Origin of the sequence: Mycobacterium sp. E2699, assembly GCF_001666745.1 — a bacterium.
Taxonomy (GTDB): domain Bacteria; phylum Actinomycetota; class Actinomycetes; order Mycobacteriales; family Mycobacteriaceae; genus Mycobacterium.
The window spans coordinates 34,880-54,085 of sequence record NZ_LZJH01000138.1 but is presented as its reverse complement, the minus strand read 5'-3'; the positions used below and the strand labels follow the sequence as shown (position 1 = coordinate 54,085).

The 19,206-nt window shown below is 71.1% G+C and carries 17 protein-coding genes and 3 pseudogenes; 3 read left to right on the top strand and 17 right to left on the bottom strand.

Going from position 1 to position 19,206, the window contains the following annotated elements:
• Positions 1–352: 352 nt before the first annotated feature.
• Both A5696_RS28550 and A5696_RS27345 read left to right on the top strand, forming a co-directional pair.
• A pseudogene (locus A5696_RS28550) lies at positions 353–646 on the top strand (type II toxin-antitoxin system Phd/YefM family antitoxin); the annotation flags it as partial.
• A gap of 3 nt (positions 647–649) precedes the next feature.
• On the top strand, positions 650–1,084 hold the full coding sequence (locus A5696_RS27345; RefSeq protein WP_082956592.1) for a type II toxin-antitoxin system VapC family toxin: 435 nt from the start codon (positions 650–652) through the stop codon (positions 1,082–1,084).
• A gap of 113 nt (positions 1,085–1,197) precedes the next feature.
• Here A5696_RS27345 and A5696_RS23650 read toward each other — a convergent pair whose 3' ends face one another.
• Positions 1,198–1,614: a hypothetical protein gene (locus A5696_RS23650; RefSeq protein ID WP_067883412.1), complete on the bottom strand. Its 417-nt coding sequence runs from the start codon at positions 1,612–1,614 to the stop codon at positions 1,198–1,200.
• Positions 1,611–1,937 (bottom strand): PadR family transcriptional regulator, encoded by a 327-nt coding sequence (locus A5696_RS23645; protein WP_067883411.1) that lies wholly within the window; start codon positions 1,935–1,937, stop codon positions 1,611–1,613. The genes A5696_RS23650 and A5696_RS23645 overlap by 4 nt, the downstream gene beginning before the upstream one ends.
• 56 nt (positions 1,938–1,993) lie before the next feature.
• Here A5696_RS23645 and A5696_RS23640 point away from each other — a divergent pair.
• Positions 1,994–2,686: pseudogene (locus A5696_RS23640) on the top strand (phosphoribosyltransferase); the annotation flags it as partial.
• Positions 2,687–2,700: 14 nt separating this feature from the next.
• Here the strand turns inward: A5696_RS23640 and A5696_RS23635 are convergent.
• The 15 genes and pseudogenes from A5696_RS23635 to A5696_RS23565 form a co-directional block, all read right to left on the bottom strand.
• Positions 2,701–3,024, bottom strand: coding sequence for a hypothetical protein (locus tag A5696_RS23635; protein WP_067883409.1), 324 nt, complete (start codon positions 3,022–3,024; stop codon positions 2,701–2,703).
• A 96-nt stretch (positions 3,025–3,120) separates the two neighbouring features.
• Positions 3,121–3,924, bottom strand: a complete 804-nt coding sequence (locus A5696_RS23630) for a DivIVA domain-containing protein (protein WP_067883408.1) — start codon at positions 3,922–3,924, stop codon at positions 3,121–3,123.
• 250 nt (positions 3,925–4,174) lie between these two features.
• Complete coding sequence (locus tag A5696_RS23625; RefSeq protein WP_007170773.1) at positions 4,175–4,465, bottom strand: YggT family protein; 291 nt, start codon at positions 4,463–4,465, stop codon at positions 4,175–4,177.
• 117 nt (positions 4,466–4,582) lie between these two features.
• On the bottom strand, positions 4,583–5,248 hold the full coding sequence (gene sepF / locus A5696_RS23620) for a cell division protein SepF (protein WP_067883407.1): 666 nt from the start codon (positions 5,246–5,248) through the stop codon (positions 4,583–4,585).
• A 66-nt stretch (positions 5,249–5,314) separates the two neighbouring features.
• Positions 5,315–6,097: a YggS family pyridoxal phosphate-dependent enzyme gene (locus A5696_RS23615; RefSeq protein ID WP_067883406.1), complete on the bottom strand. Its 783-nt coding sequence runs from the start codon at positions 6,095–6,097 to the stop codon at positions 5,315–5,317.
• Between the two features lie 3 nt (positions 6,098–6,100).
• On the bottom strand, positions 6,101–6,808 hold the full coding sequence (pgeF, locus tag A5696_RS23610) for a peptidoglycan editing factor PgeF (RefSeq protein WP_067883405.1): 708 nt from the start codon (positions 6,806–6,808) through the stop codon (positions 6,101–6,103).
• Between the two features lie 77 nt (positions 6,809–6,885).
• Positions 6,886–8,037, bottom strand: a complete 1,152-nt coding sequence (gene ftsZ, locus A5696_RS23605) for a cell division protein FtsZ (protein ID WP_067883423.1) — start codon at positions 8,035–8,037, stop codon at positions 6,886–6,888.
• A 236-nt stretch (positions 8,038–8,273) separates the two neighbouring features.
• On the bottom strand, positions 8,274–9,203 hold the full coding sequence (locus tag A5696_RS23600) for a cell division protein FtsQ/DivIB (RefSeq protein WP_067883404.1): 930 nt from the start codon (positions 9,201–9,203) through the stop codon (positions 8,274–8,276).
• The gene (gene murC / locus A5696_RS23595) at positions 9,200–10,633 is read right to left on the bottom strand and encodes a UDP-N-acetylmuramate--L-alanine ligase (RefSeq protein WP_067883421.1); all 1,434 of its coding nucleotides are present in this window, start codon (positions 10,631–10,633) and stop codon (positions 9,200–9,202) included. Before murC ends, A5696_RS23600 begins: the two co-directional genes overlap by 4 nt.
• 39 nt (positions 10,634–10,672) lie before the next feature.
• A pseudogene (gene murG / locus A5696_RS23590) lies at positions 10,673–11,892 on the bottom strand (undecaprenyldiphospho-muramoylpentapeptide beta-N-acetylglucosaminyltransferase); the annotation flags it as partial.
• Positions 11,889–13,436 (bottom strand): putative lipid II flippase FtsW, encoded by a 1,548-nt coding sequence (gene ftsW, locus A5696_RS23585; RefSeq protein ID WP_369803385.1) that lies wholly within the window; start codon positions 13,434–13,436, stop codon positions 11,889–11,891. The pseudogene murG and the gene ftsW, both read right to left, overlap by 4 nt.
• A 165-nt stretch (positions 13,437–13,601) precedes the next feature.
• The gene (murD, locus tag A5696_RS23580) at positions 13,602–15,059 is read right to left on the bottom strand and encodes a UDP-N-acetylmuramoyl-L-alanine--D-glutamate ligase (RefSeq protein WP_067883403.1); all 1,458 of its coding nucleotides are present in this window, start codon (positions 15,057–15,059) and stop codon (positions 13,602–13,604) included.
• Positions 15,059–16,138, bottom strand: a complete 1,080-nt coding sequence (gene mraY / locus A5696_RS23575) for a phospho-N-acetylmuramoyl-pentapeptide-transferase (RefSeq protein WP_067883402.1) — start codon at positions 16,136–16,138, stop codon at positions 15,059–15,061. Before mraY ends, murD begins: the two co-directional genes overlap by 1 nt.
• On the bottom strand, positions 16,135–17,673 hold the full coding sequence (murF, locus tag A5696_RS23570) for a UDP-N-acetylmuramoyl-tripeptide--D-alanyl-D-alanine ligase (RefSeq protein WP_067883401.1): 1,539 nt from the start codon (positions 17,671–17,673) through the stop codon (positions 16,135–16,137). Before murF ends, mraY begins: the two co-directional genes overlap by 4 nt.
• A complete protein-coding gene (locus tag A5696_RS23565) occupies positions 17,670–19,205 on the bottom strand; it encodes a UDP-N-acetylmuramoyl-L-alanyl-D-glutamate--2,6-diaminopimelate ligase (RefSeq protein ID WP_067883400.1) in 1,536 nt (511 codons plus the stop codon). Before A5696_RS23565 ends, murF begins: the two co-directional genes overlap by 4 nt.
• Between the last annotated feature and the right edge of the window lies 1 nt (position 19,206).

The window sequence follows — 19,206 nt, the reverse complement described above, 5'->3', positions numbered from 1 at the left end:
ATGAGGACACCTCGCGATAACTGGGCTGTCCTCTATGTCGGGAGACATCTGTCCTCTATGTCAATGAACCACAGACCCCCTCGGACACATCCGGCGACACGACTGAGGCCAGCGATGTGAATGCTCGCATTCACATCCGAGCCGATGGAGTGTGATTCCACGCGGGTTCGCTAGAACCGGCGACGATCACACAATCGGCGACACGACGCGCGTCGGCCGTCCGCCCGCATTTGCCCGCCTCGTGTGTGGGCGCAGTTGTCGCCTGAGCTTGAATTGGCAAGACGTGAATCGGAGGTATTTGAACAGACCTCGGTCACGTGGGTCGTTGCTGCACTCAGCGGCGACATGTACAAAATCAAGGCTCCGTGAGTGTACAGTTGGGGATATGGACGTATCCGTGACCGAGTTGCGCGCGCACCTCAGCGAGTGGCTGGATCGAGCGCGGGCTGGTCGTGAGGTCGTCATCACCGACCGTGGGATTCCGGTCGCGCGACTGACTCCACTGGACAGCGCAGGCACCTTGGAGCGTCTCACGGCCGAAGGCGTGATTGGCAAGGCCACCGCGCAGCGGCCCGTCGCTGCGGGTCGGCGCGGGCCCCGACCGCGACGGCCGGTGTCTGACCGGGTCAGCGACCAGCGGCGCTGACAGGTGCCGCTCGTTTACTTCGACGCCAGCGCCTTCGTCAAACTTCTCACCACTGAGCCGGGGAGCGCGCTGGCAACCGCGCTATGGGACGGCTGCGACGCCGCATTGTCCAGCCGTTTGGCCTACCCCGAAGTGCGCGCCGCACTCGCTGCGGCCGCCCGCAATCACGACCTAACCGAAGATGAGCTCGCCGATGCCGAGCATGGGTTGGCCGACTTCTGGGCCGCGACCCGCCCAGTCGAACTCACCGCGACGGTTGAACAGCACGCCGGCCACCTCGCTCGATCCCATGCCTTGCGAGGAGCCGACGCAGTTCATCTGGCCAGCGCGTTGGCCGTCGGCGATCCCGACCTGATCGTCGCCGTCTGGGACCGACGCCTGCACACCGGAGCCCAAGCCGTCGGGTGCCGCGTCGCCCCCGCCCAACTCGACCCTTGATCCGAGCGCTCGACATCAGAGTGGGTCAACCCCGGCACGGACGACGGTCAGGTACCGGTTCTTCAGGTCGGGACCCGTGGCGTAAGTGGCTAGCCCCTTTTCGGACACCGGTTTTACGGCGCGATGTGGCGTTTCGGCGGCGGGTAGACGGCTCGCGCGATCGTGGCCGACAGCCACCCGATCCACCATCCCCCGAAAACGAGCATCAGCGTGTGCCGGGTGGCGGTGCCGGCCGTCGACGACACCCCGGCCAGGATGACGGCCCACACGATCGCGCAGCCGATGCTGTATCCCGTGTACGTTCTGCGAAAGCGCCGGCCCATCTCGTGGATCCTTTCGATCGTGCCTGACCAGAACAGCGATGCCCGGCAGTGCCGGGATAGCGGCTCGTCGCCGTACATGTCTTCCAGCAAGGCCACCAGCTCGTCGCCGTACATGTCTTCCAGCAAGGCCACCAGCTCGTCGCCGTAGCGGCGGCGCCAGGCCCGCGGATACCAGCGCAGCGCCCGCCGCGCGTCGTCGGCGTTCACACCGACCAGCCCGGCCGCGGGGACCGCAACGGCATGCCCAGCCGGCGCGCGCCCTCGTCGGCGATCGCGCCCAATTCCCTTACGGCAGCAGCAAGTTCGGCCTGCCCGGCCGCCGTCAACCGGTACGGCCGCCGCCGCTGGTCGTGTTGCAGCGGCTCGATGAGGCCCCGCTCCTCGAGCCGGGTGATCGCCCCGTAGAGAGTTCCGGGCCCCAGCGCCGCACCGGAGAACTCCTCGATATCGCGGGCCAGCGCGTACCCGTGCTTGGGACCCGAGGCCAGGCTCGTCAGGATCAGCACGCCGGGATCGTTCGGCCTTGCCATGCCCGCCACGTTAGTACGTGCGACGTACTAGAGCAATCGAGTTAGCTCGGCGTTAGCCTGGAGAGCGACCAATGAACCCACCCAGCGGCTTCCTCCGGCGAGCGACGGCGCGCATCTACCGTGATCGTCGTGAGGCGGGCCGCGCGCTGGCCGAGGAGTTGGCCTCCTATCGGGACAGGGACGACGTGCTGGTCTTCGGGCTGGCGCGGGGCGGCGTGCCGGTGGCCTGGGAGATCGCCTCGGCATTGCACGCCCCGCTGGACGTGTTTCTGGTGCGCAAGCTGGGGGTTCCGCGTTGGTCGGAGCTGGCGATGGGCGCGCTGGCCAGCGGCGGCGGGGTGGTGATGAACGACAACGTGGTTTCCAGCCTGCACATCACCGACGACCAGGTGCGCGAGGTGATCGCCAGCGAGACCGCCGAACTCAACCGGCGCGAGCAGGCCTACCGGGGCGGCCGCCCCGGCGCCGACCCGCGCGGCAAGGTCGTGATCCTGGTCGACGACGGCATCGCCACCGGCGCCAGCATGCTGGCCGCCGTCCGGGCCGTGCGGGCCGCGGGGCCGCTGTCGATCGTCGTCGCGGTGCCGGTCGGACCGGCGTCGACCTGCCGCGAAATCGGGCGGGAAGCCGACGAGGTGGTGTGCGCCTCCATGCCACCCGGGTTCGAAGCCGTCGGGCAGGTCTACGCAGACTTTCGCCAGGTCACCGACGATGAGGTTCGCGAGCTGCTGACTACGCCGACCCGCTGAAGAACGCTGAAGTACTAGGTGGCCCGGTCCTCGCTGGACTCGAGGCCCTGGGACGACTCGTCGGCGGTGTCCTCGACCGCGGGCCGCTCCCCCTCGTCGGGGGCCTCTTCGGGGTAGTCGACCGGGGCTTCCCCGTCATGCCCGGGTTCTTCCACGTCGTGTGCTGCGCCGTCGGCGTCACGACGCTGGCGTTCCCGCAACGCGTCGATGATCAGCAACACCACGCCCAGAACGCTGGCGCCGATGCACACCCAGGCGACCAGCTCGTTGCTGGTGACCACCGCGAACACCAGGGCGACGAGCCCGATCAGGGCGAGTACCAGCGCAATGATCAGCATCGGTCATCCTCCAGCCGAAGACGGGGACTGCCAGGTCTAGTGCAGGCTAGTGTGCCGAACGGGAGCCCCGGCGAGTACCCCGGCACGATCGCCCGGCTAGTTATTACCCCGATTGAACTGGTCGAACCCGCCGGCGTCGGCGCTCGAGTCGACGGGCGCCGCCGATCCACGCTGGCCGAGTTCCTCCAGCTGGGATTCCAGGTAGGTCTTGAGCCGGGTGCGGTATTCGCGTTCGAAGGTGCGGAGCTGCTCGAGGCGGCCTTCCAGCACGGTGCGCTGCTGGTTGATGGTTCCCATGATCTCGGAATGCTTGCGCTCGGCGTCGGCCTGCAGGGCGTCGGCCTTCTCCTGCGCCTGGCGCAGCTGCGTCTCCGAGCGGCTCTGCGCGTCGGCCAGCATCGCGTCGGCGCGCTGGCGGGCCTCGGTGACCGTGGTCTCGGCGGTGTGCCGGGCCTCGCTGAGGATCTGATCGGCGTTGGCCCGCGCATCGGCCAGCATCTTCTCGGACTCGGCCTTGGCGTTGCTGGTCAACCGGTCGGCGGTGTCCTGGGCCAGGGTCAGCACCCGGGCGGCCTTCATGGCCTGTTCCTCGTTGGTCCCCTGGGACGCCGCCGGCGCCGCCGGCGCGACGACCGGCGCAGGCTTGACCGGCTCGGGCTCGGGCTCGAAGGTCGGGATCGCCTGGGTGGGCTGAGCTGCGCCGCCGCCCCCACCGGCGGCCAGCTCGCGGTCCAGCTCCTCGATCCGTTGACGCAGATCGGAGTTCTCCTCGATGAGCCGCGTCAGCTCGTTTTCCACCAGGTCGAGAAAGGCGTCGACCTCGTCTTCGTTGTAACCGCGCTTGCCGATCGGCGGCTTACTGAACGCCACATTGTGGACGTCGGCTGGTGTAAGCGGCATTGTTCGTCCCCTCGAGTTCCTGTCAAACGATCTGGAAAGTGTAGAACGGAGTGGTTGCCGTCGTGCAACTGCCGTCCATCCTGTCACACCAGACTCGGCGGTAGCCGATTAGCCCAATAAATAAGAACCTATTTCACACACTAAGACCAATAAAATCCAAACCCTTAAAATTTTTAAATTGCGGCGGCCGAACCGACGCTAAAACGTGGCCGAACCGTCTCCGGGCCGCGGCGCGCGCTCTCAGCACCGATCATGCCGCCGCGCCGAACGCCAGTTGCATGCCGATGAACGCGACCAGCAGCAGCACCATGATCGACAGGTCGAAGCGCACCGCCCCGATGGTGAGCTGCGGGATCAGCCGCCGCAGCAGCTTCACCGGGGGGTCGGTGATCGACATGATGATCTCCAGGATCACCACGGTGATGCCGGTGGGATGCCAGTCGCGGCTGAACGAGCGGATGAACTCGACGACGACCCGGGCGATGAGCAGCAGCCAGAAGATGAACAGCGCGAACCCAAGGATCTGAAAAAACAGCACCAACTGGAGCCCCGACCTTACCGATGAGATGACCCGATGTCAGGCGCCAGCCTACCGATTCTCGGGTGCGGGCACACATCTCACGTGCGCCGACCCCGCCGAGCGGCGGAACGGGTGCGTCTACTGGTAGGCGTAGAACCCGGTTTCGGCGATCCGGCGACGCTCCTCCGGTGACACGTCGACGTCGGCGGGCGACAACAGGAACACCTTGGTCGCGACCTTGTCGAACGACCCCCGGAGCGCGAAGGCCAGGCCGGCGGCGAAGTCGACCAGCCGCTTGGCGTCGGCGTTGTCCATCGACACCAGGTCCATGATCACCGGGGTGCCGTCGCGGAAGCGCTCGCCGATGGTGCGCGCCTCGCTGTAGTCCTTGGGCCGCAGCGTGGTGATCTTCGACAGCGGGCTGCCCTCCTCGAACAGCATCGCCATGCGGCGCGGGTCCATCGCCAGCGCACCGCGGGTGGAATTCCGCAACCACGAGCCGAGCCGCGGCCGGCTCATCTCGGGCCGTTCGAACTCGCGCGGGTGGACGGGGCCGTAGCGGCCCTCGTCGGCGTAGCCGCCACGATAGCCGCCGGGCGGGGGGTAGTCGGCGGGCTCGCCGCGCGGGTCCCTGAGGTCCTCGTAGTCGCGGCCTTCGAAACGGCCCTCGTAGCGGCCGTACCCCTCGTCGAACCGGGGCCGCGGGAAGCCGCGGGAGGGCGCCCGGTCGTCGTAGTACTCGTCGTCGTAGTCCTCCATCGGAGCCATACCGAAGTAGGCCTTGACTTTGTGCAGTGTGCTCATCGCGTAAACCCTTCTAGCCCCTGGGAGTATTGGTGTCTGTGATGAAGATGTGACTACAGTGACTACTCACGGTGACGGTAGCCGCCTCGGACCCAATAGCGCGGTACCGACACGCACACACGTCGAACCATGTTTGACGGCTATTTCGAAATCGTTGGACATGCCGGCGGACAGTCCGACGGCGTTCGGGTGCGATTCCAGCACCCTGCGGTGCTCGGATCGCAGCAGCTCGAAGGCCCGCGCGGGGTCCCAGTCCAGCGGCGGGATGCCCATCAGGCCGAGCAGTTCCAGGCTTCGGGATCCCGCGACCTGCGCGCAGACCTCATCGACGGCGCCGGGCGCGGTGACGTCGACGCCGCCGCGGGAGACGTCGCCGTCGAGGCTGACCTCGACGTAGACGCGCAGCGGCTCCTGGCGGCGGCCGTCGGCCAGGGCCGCCGACACCGCCCGGTCGAGCGCGGCGACCAGGCGCGTGCTGTCGATCGAGTGGGCCGTGTGCGCCCACCGCGCCAGCGAACGCGCCTTGTTTCGCTGAATCCGGCCCACCATGTGCCAGTGCATATTCCGCAACTCGGCAAGCCCGGAACTGGCCGCCAACCGGTCGACTTCGGCGACCTTCGCCGTCGCTTCCTGGTCGCGGGATTCGCCGACGCACCGACAACCCAATCGAGACAAAATCGCAACATCGGTTGCTGGAAAGAATTTGGTAATAGGGAGAAGTTCAATTTCGCTGACATTGCGGCCCGCCGCTTCCGCGGCACCCGCAAGTCGCGAACGCACCGCGGCCAGCGCATGCGTCAATTCCGATTCGCGGTCGCCATGCTCGTGGGCCGGCAGGTCCCCCGCCATCGGTCACTCCATCCAGATCAGCGACGCCAGGCGCCCGGTCGGCGCGTCCCGGCGATGACTGAACAGCGCCCGGTCGTCCACCGTGCAGCGCGGATCGACGTCGATCGCCGTGACGCCCAAATCGCGGAGCTGGCAAGCGATTCCGGCGCGCAGGTCGAGCCCGGGAGTGCCGGCCGCGGTGGTGGTGCGGCTGCCCGGCAACGCCGCCTCGACCTCGTCGGCCATCGCGGCGGGCACCTCGTAGTTGCGACCGCTGACCGCCGGGCCCAGCAGCGCCGACATGTCGCCGGCCCGCGCGCCCCGCGCCAGCATCGCCGCGATCGCGCGGGTCACCACCCCGCGCTGCGCGCCGACGCGGCCGGCGTGCACGGCGGCGATCACACCGGCGCGCGCGTCGGCCAGCAGCACCGGCACGCAGTCGGCGGTCACCACCGCCAGCGCCAGGCGCGCCGTTCCGGTGACCAACGCGTCGGTCTCGTCGACCGCGGCAGCCTGCGGTCCGTCGACGACCTCGACCCGATCGCCGTGCACCTGGTTCATCCACACGATCCGGTCGGCGCCCAGGCCGATCGCGTCGGCCAGCCGCTTGCGGTTGGCCGCCACCGCCGCGGGGTCGTCGCCGACGTGGTCACCGAGGTTGAAGGTGTCGAACGGCGGCGCCGAGATCCCGCCGGCGCGGGTGGTGGTCACCCGACGGATGCGAACGCTCACGTCACCAGTATCCGAAAAGCAATGTCGGCCATGCCGCCCCGACGCGCGCCGGGGTCCGGTTGTCACCGACATGAGACTCAGCGGCGCATGAAAGGCGGCACGTCGACGTCGTCGTCGTCGCCACCGATGTTCAGGGTCGAACCGTTGGTGTGAATCGGGACACTGACCGCGTCGACGGGCTCGAACAGCGTCGAGCTGAGCTTGCCGGCCTTGGCGGATTCGATGCGGTGCGCGCCGCCTTTTTCCTCGGCGGTGCTGCCGATGACCGGCTTGCGGCCCGGTCCGGTGGCCTCGAAGCCCGCTGCGATGACGGTGACCCGCACCTCGTCGCCCAGCGAGTCGTCGATCACGGTGCCGAAGATGATGTTGGCGTCCGGGTGGGCGGCGTCCTGCACCAGCGAAGCGGCCTCGTTGATCTCGAACAGGCCCAGGTCGCTGCCGCCGGCGATAGACATCAGCACGCCCTGCGCGCCCTCCATCGAGGCTTCCAGGAGCGGCGAGTTGATGGCGATCTCGGCGGCCTTGAGCGACCGGCCCTCGCCGCGCGCCGAGCCGATGCCCATCAATGCCGTCCCGGCGCCGGACATGATGCCCTTGACGTCGGCGAAGTCCACGTTGATCAGACCGGGGGTGGTGATCAGGTCGGTGATGCCCTGCACGCCGTTGAGCAGCACCTCGTCGGCGCTGCGGAACGCGTCCATCAGCGACACCGCGGCGTCACCCATCTGCAGCAGCCGGTCATTGGGGATCACGATGAGGGTGTCGCAGCTCTCCCGCAGCGCGGCGATGCCACTTTCGGCCTGATTGCCGCGCCGCTTGCCCTCGAAGGAGAACGGCCGGGTGACGACGCCGACGGTCAGGGCGCCCAGCTTGCGGGCGATGCTGGCCACGACGGGCGCCCCGCCGGTGCCGGTGCCGCCGCCCTCGCCGGCGGTGACGAACACCATGTCCGCGCCGCGCAGCAACTCCTCGATCTCGTCCTTGGCGTCCTCGGCGGCCTTGCGCCCGACCTCCGGGTCCGCTCCGGCGCCCAGCCCTCGGGTGGAGTCGCGCCCCACGTCGAGCTTGACGTCGGCGTCGCTCATCAACAGCGCCTGGGCGTCGGTGTTGATCGCGATGAACTCCACGCCCTTGAGGCCCTGTTCGATCATCCGGTTGACGGCGTTCACGCCGCCGCCACCGATGCCCACGACCTTGATGACGGCCAAGTAGTTGTGCGGGGGGGTCATCATTCGTCTTCCTCCCTGGTGGGACTCGGTGTGTCGGCCTGGCAAACCCTCAACCTCAACCATAGAGTTAGAGTTATGTCAAGTAGTTCCGCGCAAACAGAACGGTATGGGTAGTACGCGCGCTTATCCCGCAGGCGCGCCGACGCGCGGCACGCAAATTTTGCAGTTGCCGAGTGTGCGGCTGGCCTCACATTCGGCGCCGAACGTGCGGCTGGCCGCACATTCGCGCGCGAAAGCTACTTGACGGTCGGCAGGTCGGGGCTGGACACGTCGTAGGTCTTGCCCGGCTGGGTCAACAGGGCGGCCAGCTTTTCCGCCTTCTCCTCGGTGCGGTCGGTGGTCCCCCAAATCACCACCCGCCCGTCGCCCAGCGTCAGGGTGATCGAGGCCACCGACGGGGCCGCGATCCGGCTCACCTGACCGGCGACCTCCGGGCGCAGGGCGATCAGCACCTGCAGCGCCGCCTTGGTCGTCGGGTCGTTCGGCCCGGGATTGGCCACGTCGATGTAGGGCAGCGCCGGCGGCGGCGGCGCGGTCGCGAAGTCGACGCCGTCGCGGTCGAACAGGTGCGGCCCGTCGGGAAAGTCCTTCACCACCAACGGAACTCGCTCGACGATGGTGATCCGCAGCGCCGACGGGTACTGGCGCTGCACTCGGGCGCTGGCCACCCGCCGGATCGCGGCCACCCGCTCGGCGACCTGGTTGGTGTTGATCTGCAGCAGCGGCGTCCCGGGACGCACCCGCGCGGCGTCGAGCACCTCCTCGCGCGTCACCGTGCCGATCCCGGTGACGACGATGGTGCGCGCCGACATCGCGGGCGTGAAATAGAGGATGAGCCCGAGACCGACCCCGACGATGGCCACGATGACGCTGGCGAGCAGCATCTTCAGCCCCCGCACCACGCCGCGGGCCGCCGGTTTGGGCTGGTTGGCGATGCGCCCGCTGGCCCGGCGCTTGGCCTCGCGGCGGGCCTCCTCGATGGCTCGGGCGCGGGCCTGCGCGGCGCGGCGCTCCGCCCGCTCGCGGCGGGCCCGCCGGCGCGGCCCCTCGAATTCGGCCTGATCCGGCTGCGACGCGTCGGCGGGCGCCCCGGTCGCGATCGGCTCGGTGATCACGCCGTCGGCGCGCTCGGGGTCGGCCGGCGCGGGCTCGTTCGGCTCGGTCATCGCAGAATCCCCGGTCTGCCCGGCGCGCTACGGTTGGCCCGCACCCGCAGCGCGGTCACGATCTCAGGGCCCAGCAGGGTGACGTCGCCCGCGCCCATCGTGACGACGACGTCCCCGGGGCCCGCGGCCGCGGCGACCTCCTCGGCGACCGCCGAGAAGTCCGGCAGGTAGCGCACCGGCACACTGACGTGTTCGGCGACGCTCGCACCGCTGACGCCGGTGAGCGGTTTTTCGCGGGCGCCGTAGACGTCGAGGACGAACACCTGATCGGCGGCGTCCAGCGCGCGACCGAACTCGGCCGCGAAAGTCTTTGTGCGCGAATATAAATGGGGCTGAAACACCACGATGCAGCGACCACCGGGGTCACCATCCCGCTGAAGCACGGCGCGAACCGCCGCCAGCGTGGCGCTGATCTCCGTGGGGTGGTGGGCGTAGTCGTCGAACACCCGGACCGTTTCGGGGCCGGTCCCGGACGTTCCGACCAGTTCGAATCGGCGGCGCACGCCCTCGAATCCGGCCAGCCCGTCGAGCACCTCGTCGGGCGAGGCGCCGATCTCGATCGCCGCCAGCAGGGCGCCCAGCGCGTTGAGCGCCATGTGCCGGCCGGGCACCGACAGCCGCATCACGCGCGGGTGCGCGTCGCCCGCGAGTTGGATGTGCGCGACGGCCTCGGTGCCCTGCTGCTCCCACGACAGCAGCCTGGCGGCCAAGCCGTCACCCGCCGAGCCGTAGCGCAGGACCCGGATGCCCAGCTCCGCGGTGCGTTCGGCCAGCGCCGCCGCGCCGGGGTCGTCGGTGCAGACCACGAGCGCCCCGCCGGGGGCCAGCCGCTCCACGAAGGAATCGAACACCGCGACGTAGGCATCGGCGCTGCCGTAGAAGTCCAGGTGATCGGTCTCGATGTTGGTCACCACCGCGACGTTGGGCGCGTACTCCAGCAGCGAGCCGTCGCTTTCGTCGGCCTCGGCGACGAAGCAGTCGCCGCTGCCGTGGTGGGCGTTGGTGCCGGCCTCCCCCAGGTCGCCGCCGACGGCGAACGACGGGTCCCGTCCGCAGTGCTGCAGGGCCACGATCAGCATCGACGTCGTCGTCGTCTTGCCGTGCGTGCCGGTGACCATCAACGTGGTGCGCCCGGCCATCAGCTTGGCCAGCACGGCCGGGCGCAAGATCACCGGGATGCCGCGGCGCCGGGCCTCGACCAGCTCGGGGTTGGTCTTCGGGATGGCGGCGTGGGTGGTGATGACCGCCGTGACGCCGCCGGGCAACAGATCCAGCGCCGACGCGTCGTGGCCGACGCGGATCTGGGCGCCCCGGGCCCGCAGCGCGTGCAGGCCGCGCGATTCCTTGGCGTCGGACCCCGACACCAGCCCGCCGCGGTCCAGCAGGATGCGGGCGATGCCCGACATTCCGGCTCCGCCGATGCCGACCATGTGCACCCTGTGCAATTCGGGGGGCAGCTCGGCGTTCACGTGTTTCTCCCGCCGACCCGCGCCCGTCGCGCGATGTCCAGCGCCGCCTGGGCCACCTGGCGCGCGGCGTCGGGGTGGCCCACCCGGGCGGCGGCGGCCGTCATCGCCGCCAGCCGCGGCGGATCGGTGAGCAGGCCGGCCACCTCGCGGGCGACCAGGGCCGGGGTGAGGTCGGCATCGGCGACGACCATGCCCCCGCCGGCGTTGACCACCGGCAGCGCGTTGAGCCGCTGCTCGCCGTTGCCGATGGGCAGCGGCACGTAGATGGCCGGCAGGCCGACCGCCGAGACTTCGGCGACCGTCATCGCGCCGGACCGGCAGATCGCCAGGTCGGCGGCGGCGTAGGCCAGGTCCATCCGGTTGAGGTAGGGCACCGCGACGTAGGGCGGGTCGCCGGGTTGGGGCTCGCGCAGGTCCAGCGTGTTCTTGGGCCCGTGCGCGTGCAGCACGCTGACCCCGGCGTCGGCCAGGTCGGCGGCCGCAGCGGACACGGCCCGGTTGAGCGAGACGGCGCCCTGCGAGCCGCCGAACACCAGCAGCACCCGCGCGTCGTCGGCGAAGCCGAAGTGCCGTCGGGCTTCGGCGCGCAGCGCGGCGCGGTCGAGCGCGGTGAGGGTGGCCCGGATCGGCACGCCGACCACCTCGGCCCGCGGCAGGCCGCAGTCCGGCACCGCCGAGAGCACCCGGTCGGCGCGGCGGGCGCCGACCCGGTTGGCCAGCCCGGCGCGGGCGTTGGCCTCGTGGATCACGACCGGGACCCGGCGCCTGCGGCCCAGCCCGCCGCGCGCGGCCAGGTAGGCCGGCACGGCCACGTAGCCGCCGAAACCGATCACCACGTCGGCGTCGACGGCGTCGAGCACCGCGCGGGTCTCCCGGACGGCGCGCCACACCCTCGGCGGGAGCCGCGCCAGGTCACCGCTGGGCTTGCGCGGCAGCGGGACCGGCGTGATCAGCTCGAGGTGATAGCCGCGCTCGGGCACCAGCCGGGTCTCCAGCCCGCGCGGGGTGCCCAGCGCGGTGATCCTGACGTGCGGATCCAGCGCGGACAGCGCGTCGGCGACGGCCATCGCCGGCTCGACGTGGCCGGCCGTGCCGCCGCCGGCCAGCACCACCGACAGGGGGGAATCAACCGATGACGCATCATCGGCCGATGATGCGGCACCGGCGGGCGAGGGGTTGCCCCCCAGCCCGCCGGCCGGCTGTCCGATCGTGCCGTTCACCCGTAACGCTGACCTTCCAATGTGCGTGCCCGCCGTGTCGGACGCTGACCGGCGTACCGCTGGCTTGATCCATGATGCCCTCCCCGCCCCCGCGCGGCGCCCCCAGACTGGCGCGCCGTCGGGGTGGCCGTTCGGCCGGTGGCCTTGCGCAGCGGCTTGTCGGGGTTGCGCTTCGCCTTCCGGGCGGGCGCCTTCGGGCCGGTCCGCGGCGCGGCGGTGCCCTCCCGCTTGCGGTCGCGGAACGCCTCGATGCGGCTCGGGACGTACGGCCGGGGCAGCGGCAGCCGCAGCAGCTGGGTCATCTTGTCGTCCCGGCCGGCCCGCAGCGCGGCCACCGCCTCGGGTTCGTGCCGGGCCGCGTTGGCCATGATGCCGATCATGAATAGCGTTGCGGCCGTTGATGTTCCGCCCGCGGAGATGAGTGGCAGCTGCAGGCCTGTCACCGGGAGCACGCCGATCACATAGCCGATGTTGATGAACGCCTGACCCAGGATCCACATGGTCGTGGTGGCGGTCACCAACCGCAGGAACGGGTCGGCCGACCGGCGCGCGATTCGCATCCCGGTGTAGGCGAACAGCCCGAACAGGGCCAGCAACCCGAACGCGCCGATGAAGCCCAGCTCCTCGCCGATGATGGCGAAGATGAAGTCGTTGTGGGCGTTGGGCAGGTAGTTCCACTTGGCGACGCCCTGGCCGAGGCCGTCGCCGAAGATGCCGCCGTGCGCGAGCGCGAACTTGGCCTGCCGGGCCTGGTAGCCGGTGTCCTGCGGGTCGTTCTCGGGGTTGATCCAGGACCGCACCCGGTCCGAGCGGTAACCCGCCGACATCGCGAGCACCGCGCCGGCCATGAAGACGGCCACCAGCGAGGTGACGAACACGCGCAGCGGCAGCCCGGCGTACCACAGCAGGGCCAGCAGGATGATGCCCAGCGACACGGTCTGCCCGAGGTCGGGCTGGGCGACGATCAGCGCCAGCGCGATGACCGCGGCCGGGACCAGGGGGATCAGCATCTCGCGCAGCGAGGCCCGCTCCATGCGCCGGGCGGCCAGCAGGTGGGCGCCCCAGATCGCGAACGCGATCTTCGCCAGCTCGGAGGGCTGCATCGAGAAGCCGGCGATCACGAACCACTTCCGCGAGCCGTTGGCCAGGTTGCCGATCCCGGGAACCAGCACCAGGACCAGGAGGATGATGGTGATGACATAGCCGGTGAACGCGACGCGCCTGATGAACCGCACCGACACCCGCATCGCGACGTAGGCCGCGATCAGCCCGATGACCGTCCACAAGACCTGCTTGGCGAAGATCACCCAGGCCGACCCGTCGGCGCCGTAGGAGCGCACGCCCGAGGCGGACAGCACCATGATCAGACCGAGCGTCGTCAGCAGCCCCGTCACGGCGATGATCAGGTGAAACGACGTCATCGGCCGGCCCAGCCAGGCGCCGAACCGGCTGCGCAAACCCCCCGGCATGGCGGCGAGCCTCGCCTTGGCGGCCTTCGCGGCCCCCGGGGCCACGACTTCGGCGGGCTCGGCGGCGGTGTCGATGACGTCCGTGGCGGCGTCCGCGTCGTCGGAGGCGTCGGCGGCGTCGGCGGCATCGGGGGCGTCTGCGGCCTGGTCCGCCGCTTCCGCCCCGCGGGGCTCGGGCGCGGCGTCCTGGGTCTTCCTGCCCCGGCGCAACCGCCGGGCGAGCGGGTTAGCCACGCCCACCTACCGGATCGCCGCGCGCACGGCGGCGGCGAACGCGTCACCCCGGGCGGCGTAGCCGGCGAACTGGTCGAACGACGCGCCGGCCGGCGCCAACAGCACCGTGTCGCCCGGCTTCGCGAGCTCCCGCGCTGCGGCCACGGCCGCGGTCATCACGCGAGCGCCGAGGTCCCCGTCCGACGGTTTCACTTCTATCACATCTGTATCAGGAACCACAGCAGTCGCGTTCATACCAGCATCCTCGCCTGTCACAACGTGGACGACGGGGACATCCGGCGCGTGTCGCGATAACGCCTCCGCAACCTCGGCGCGATCCCGGCCGATGAGCACCGCCCCGACCAGCCGGGATGCGATCCTGGCGACCTCGGCGTCGACCGATGCGCCCTTCAGCAAACCGCCGGCCACCCACACCACGCGCGGGTAGGCCAGCACCGACGCCTCGGCGGCGTGCGGGTTGGTGGCCTTGGAGTCGTCGACGTAGGTGATCCCGTCGGCGACGGCCACGACTTCCGCCCGGTGCCGGCCCAACCGGAACGACGCGACCGCCCCGGCGATGGCTTCAGGGGGCACGCCGACGCTGCGGGCGAGGGCCGCCGCGGCCAGGGCGTCGAGCACGCCGACCGGGCCCGGCACGGGTATCGCGCCGGCCGGCAGCAGCGCCAGGTCGTCGGCGAAGGCCCGGTCGATCAGCTGGCCGTCGCGCACGCCGAGCTCGCCCGGGCCGGGCTCGCCGAGCCGGAAGCCGACCCGGACCGGCGCGGCGGCGGTGCCCAGCAGCGCGGCAGCCCGGACGTCGTCCAGCCCGACCACGGCGACCCGGCCGTCGAGTACCCGGGCCTTGGCCGCGGTGTATTCGGCCATCGTGGCATGCCAGTCGAGGTGGTCCTCGGCGATGTTGAGGACGACGCCGGCCTCGGGCCGCAGCGAGGGCGCCCAGTGCAGCTGGAAGCTGGACGCCTCGACGGCCAGCAGGTCGGCGGGCTGGTCGAGCACGTCCAGGACCGGATCGCCGATGTTGCCGCACAGCACGCTGCTTTTTCCGGCGGCGGTCAGCATGGCGTGCAGCATCGACGTCGTCGTGGTCTTGCCGTTCGTCCCGGTCACCACCAGCCAGCGGCGCGGCGGCCCGTAGCGGCCCGCGGCGTCGAGTCGCCAGGCCAGTTCCACGTCGCCCCAGATGGGCACGCCGGCCGTCGCCGCGGCGGCGAGCAGCGGCGTGGCCGGCGAGAAGCCGGGACTGGTCACCACCAGCGCGTATTCGGAGACCCGCCCGACCGCCGTCGACGTCGGCGCGGTGGCCACCCCGCCGTCGGCGTACCGGCGCAGCGTGGCCGGGTCGTCGTCGCACAGCGTCGGCGCCGCGCCGAACCGGGTCAGCGCGGCCAGCACCGCCTTGCCGGTCACTCCGCCGCCGGCCACCAGCACGGGCGCGCCCGGTCTCAACGGGTCAAGGCCGCTCATCACGCACCGACGGTGGCCAGCCACTCACCGTAGAAGAGCGCCACGCCCAGGCCGCAGGAGATCGCGGTGAGCAGCCAGAAGCGGATGATCACGGTCGTTTCGGCCCAGCCGGCCAACTCGAAATGGTGGTGGAAGGGCGCCATCCGGAACACCCGGCGCCCGGTGGTGCGGAAGGCCAGGATCTGCAGCACCACCGAGGTGACCTCCGCGACGAACAGCGAACCCAGCACCACGGCGAGGATCTCGGTGCGGCTGGTGACCGACAGGCCGGCGATGATGCCGCCCAGCGCCAGGGAGCCGGTGTCGCCCATGAAGATCTTGGCGGGCGCGGCGTTCCACCACAGAAAGCCGATGCAGGCGCCGGCGGTGGCGGCCGCGATGAGCGCCAGGTCCAGCGGATCGCGCACGTTGTAGCAGCCCAGCCCCGGCGCGGTGACGCAAGCGTTGCGGTACTGCCAGAACGTGATCAGCACGTAGGCGGCGCTGACCATCGCCATGCAGCCGGCGGCCAGCCCGTCGAGGCCGTCGGTGAAGTTGACCGCGTTGGACCAGGCGCTCACGACGACCACGCAGAACAGCACGAACAGCCCGGGAGCCAGTGTGACGGTGGCGATCTCACGCACGTAGGACAGGTTGGCGCTGGCCGGGGTGAGGCCGTTGGCGTTGCGGAACTGCAGGACCAGCACGCCGAACAGCACCGCGGCGACGATCTGCCCGACGGTCTTTGCCGTCTTGTTCAGCCCGAGGTTGCGCGACCGGCGGATCTTGATCAGGTCGTCGACGAACCCGACGGCACCCAGCGCGGTGGCCAGGCCGAGCACCAGCAGGCCCGACGCGGAGATGCCCTCGCCGTCGAACGCCAGCCCCACCAGATGCGTGCCGAGGTACCCCGCCCAGATGCCGGCCAGGATCGCCACGCCGCCCATCGACGGGGTGCCGCGCTTGGTGTGGTGGCTCGGCGGCCCGTCCTCGCGGATCTGGTGGCCGAACCCCTGCTTGGTGAACAGCCGGATCAGCACGGGCGTCAGCAGGATGGACACCGTCAGCGCGATGGCGACGGCGACGAGGATCTGTCTCACGGGCGGGCCCCGCCGTCATCGGCGGCCAGCGCTTCGGCCAAGGCGCCGAGGCCGGCGGCGTTGGACGCCTTGACCAGGACGACGTCGCCGGGTTGCACCTCGGCCCGCAGCAGGGCCAGGGCGGCGTCGCCGTCGGGCACCGCGACGGCCCCCCTGTCGCCCCACGAGCCCACTGCCCCTTCCAGGACCGCGCCGTCGTGCATGGCGCTCATCGACCTCCCGGTTCCCACGACAACGAGTCGAGACACATCTAAGCGCACTGCGAGCCGGCCGATGCGATCGTGCTCGGCGATCGCGTCCTCACCGAGTTCGGCCATCTCGCCCAGCACGGCCCAGCTGCGCCGGGCGCCCGGGCCCCCTTCCGGCCCGCCGTGCGCGATCCAGGCCAGCGCCTGCAGGCCGGCCCGCATCGAGTCGGGGTTCGCGTTGTACGCGTCGTCGATCACCGTGACGCCGTCGGCGCGGGTGGTCACCTGCATGCGGTGCCGCGACACCGGGCCCGCCGCTTCCAGGGCGGCGGCCACCTGCTCGACGCCCGCGCCGCAGTGCAGCGCGACCGCGCCGGCACACAGCGCGTTGGTGACCTGATGGTCGCCGAACACGCCCAGCCGCACGTCAGCCGCGCTGTCCATCGCGTGCAGGGTAAAGCGCGGCCGGGCCAATTCGTCGAGCGACACTCCCTCGGCCCAGACGTCGCTGGGTCCGGACTCGGTGCGCGCGGAACGGGCGACCCGGACCACCCGGGCCGCGGTCACCCCGGCCATCGCCGCGACGACCGGGTCATCGACGTTGAGGACGACGACACCGGATGACGGAACGGCTTGGGGCAGTTCGGCTTTGGTCCGCGCGATGGCTTCCCGCGAGCCGAACTCGCCCAGGTGGGCGGTGCCGACGTTGAGCACGACGCCGATCGACGGCGGAGCGATCTCGGCCAGCGCGGCGATGTTGCCCGGGTGCCGCGCCGACATCTCGAGAACCAGGTAGTGCGTGCTGCGGGTGGCGCGCAGCACCGTCCAGGGATGGCCCAGTTCGTTGTTGAACGACCCGGGCGGGGCGATCACCTCGCCCAGCGGCTCGAGCACGGCGGCCACCAGGTCCTTGGTCGAGGTCTTTCCCGACGAGCCGGTGATCCCGACGATCGTCAGCCCGCCCGCCACCAGTTCGGCGGCCACCGCCTTGGCCAGCGCGGCCAGCGCGGCCAGGACGGCCGCGCCGGAGCCGTCGGCGTCGTGCTCGAGCACCCCGGCCAGCCCGCCACCGGTCGCGCGGGGCTCCGGTTCGACCACGATGGCGGGCACCCCGACCGGCCGCGCCGCCAGCACGGCGACCGCGCCGGCGGCCACCGCCGAGGCCGCGTGGTCGTGCCCGTCGGAGCGGGCGCCGGGCAGCGCCAGGAACAGCCCGCCAGGGCCGACCTTGCGCGAGTCGAATTCGACGGTCCCGGTGACGTGCAGTTCGGCCGCGGCCTCGGGTGAGATGTCGGCCAGTGTGCCGCCGACGATTTCGGCGATCTGGGCGACGGTCAGGTCGATCACCGCGGGGTCCTCAGGGCCCCCAGCGCCTCCCCGAGCTCCACCCGGTCGTCGAAGGGCCGCGTCTCCCCCGCGGCGCGCTGCCCGGTTTCGTGGCCCTTGCCCGCGACGAGGACGACGTCGCCGGCTTTGGCCCAGGCCACCGCGTGGTCGATGGCCTGGCGTCGGTCGGCGATCTCGACGAGTTGCGCCTTGCCGCCGGCCGCCCCGGCCATGATCGCGCGTCGGATCGCCGCGGGGTCCTCGCCGCGCGGGTTGTCGTCGGTGACGACCACCAAATCGGCCAGCTCCGAGGCGATCTCGCCCATCGGCGCCCGCTTGCCCGGGTCGCGGTCCCCGCCGGCGCCGAACACCACCGCCAGCCGGTGGCCCGGCCGGCGCAGGGTGGTCAGCACGGCGCGCAGCGCTTCGGGCTTGTGCGCGTAGTCGACCAGCGCGAGGAAGTCCTGGCCGCGGTCGATCTCCTCCAGGCGTCCCGGGACGCGGGTGTGCAGCAAGCCCGGCGCCGCCTGCTCCGGGGAGACCCCGACGATGTCCAGAATGGCCAGCGCGACAAGGCAATTGGCGACGTTGTAGTGGCCCGGCAGCCGGATGCCGACGCGGTGGTGCACGCCCGCGGGGTCGACGACGGTGAATTCGGACCCGGCGCCCATCGGCGCCACGTCCATAGCACGCCAGTCGGCGGGTTCGCCGGCGGCGCTGACCGTGATCGCGGCGCCGGCCCTCCCGGCCATCGCCCGCCCGGCGTCGTCGTCGACGCACACCACGGCGGTGCGCGCACGCAGCGGCGAGGCGGGGTCGAACAGCACCGCCTTGGCCTCGAAGTAGTCGGCCATCGTGCGGTGAAAGTCGAGGTGGTCGCGGGACAGGTTCGTGAAGGCGCCCACCGCGAACGTGGTGCCGTCGACGCGACCCAGGGTCAGCGCGTGGCTGGAGGCCTCCATGACCACGGTGTCCACCCCGCGTTCGGCCATCGCCGCGAGCATCGCCTGCAGGTCGGGGGCCTCCGGGGTGGTCAGCGCGCTGGGGATGTCGGCGCCGTCGATGCGGATGCCGATGGTGCCGATCAACCCGGCCGTGCGCCCGCCGGAGCGCAACCCGGACTCGACGAGGTAGGTCGTGGTGGTCTTGCCCGACGTGCCGGTGATCCCGACGACCGTGAGCTTCGCCGACGGATCGCCGTACACCGTGGCGGCCAGGCCACCGAGCACGCGGCGCGGTGACGGGTGGACCAGGGTGGGCGCGGTGCGGGACTGGGACGCCATCTCGGCGACGCCGGCGGCGTCGGTGAGCACCGCGACGGCGCCGCGTTCGATCGCCTCGCCGGCATAGCGGGCGCCGTGCGTGGTGGAACCCGGCAGCGCGGCGAACAGGTCGCCGGGCAGCACGTCCTGAGCGCGCAGCGTCACGCCGGTGACCGCGAGATCCGGAACGTCCACCCCGTCGGCCATCACCGCGCCCACTTGGGCCGCCAGCGCCGGCAACCGCGCGCCCGGGACGGCGGTGGGCCGCAAACCGGTGGGTACCGAGACCACA

What these genes read in the sequence shown, in the direction of transcription:
- A5696_RS23645 (WP_067883411.1), bottom strand. Translation starts at nt 1,937, where the DNA reads ATGGCAAGGCCGAACGATCCCGGCGTGCTGATCCTGACGAGCCTGGCC.
- sepF (WP_067883407.1), bottom strand. Translation starts at nt 5,248, where the DNA reads ATGAGCACACTGCACAAAGTCAAGGCCTACTTCGGTATGGCTCCGATG.
- A5696_RS23630 (WP_067883408.1), bottom strand. Translation starts at nt 3,924, where the DNA reads ATGCCGCTTACACCAGCCGACGTCCACAATGTGGCGTTCAGTAAGCCG.
- murC (WP_067883421.1), bottom strand. Translation starts at nt 10,633, where the DNA reads ATGGTCGGCATCGGCGGAGCCGGAATGTCGGGCATCGCCCGCATCCTG.
- A5696_RS23615 (WP_067883406.1), bottom strand. Translation starts at nt 6,097, where the DNA reads ATGGCGGGGGACCTGCCGGCCCACGAGCATGGCGACCGCGAATCGGAA.
- A5696_RS23600 (WP_067883404.1), bottom strand. Translation starts at nt 9,203, where the DNA reads ATGACCGAGCCGAACGAGCCCGCGCCGGCCGACCCCGAGCGCGCCGAC.
- A5696_RS23635 (WP_067883409.1), bottom strand. Translation starts at nt 3,024, where the DNA reads ATGCTGATCATTGCGCTGGTACTCGCCCTGATCGGGCTCGTCGCCCTG.
- murD (WP_067883403.1), bottom strand. Translation starts at nt 15,059, where the DNA reads ATGAGCGGCCTTGACCCGTTGAGACCGGGCGCGCCCGTGCTGGTGGCC.
- ftsZ (WP_067883423.1), bottom strand. Translation starts at nt 8,037, where the DNA reads ATGACCCCCCCGCACAACTACTTGGCCGTCATCAAGGTCGTGGGCATC.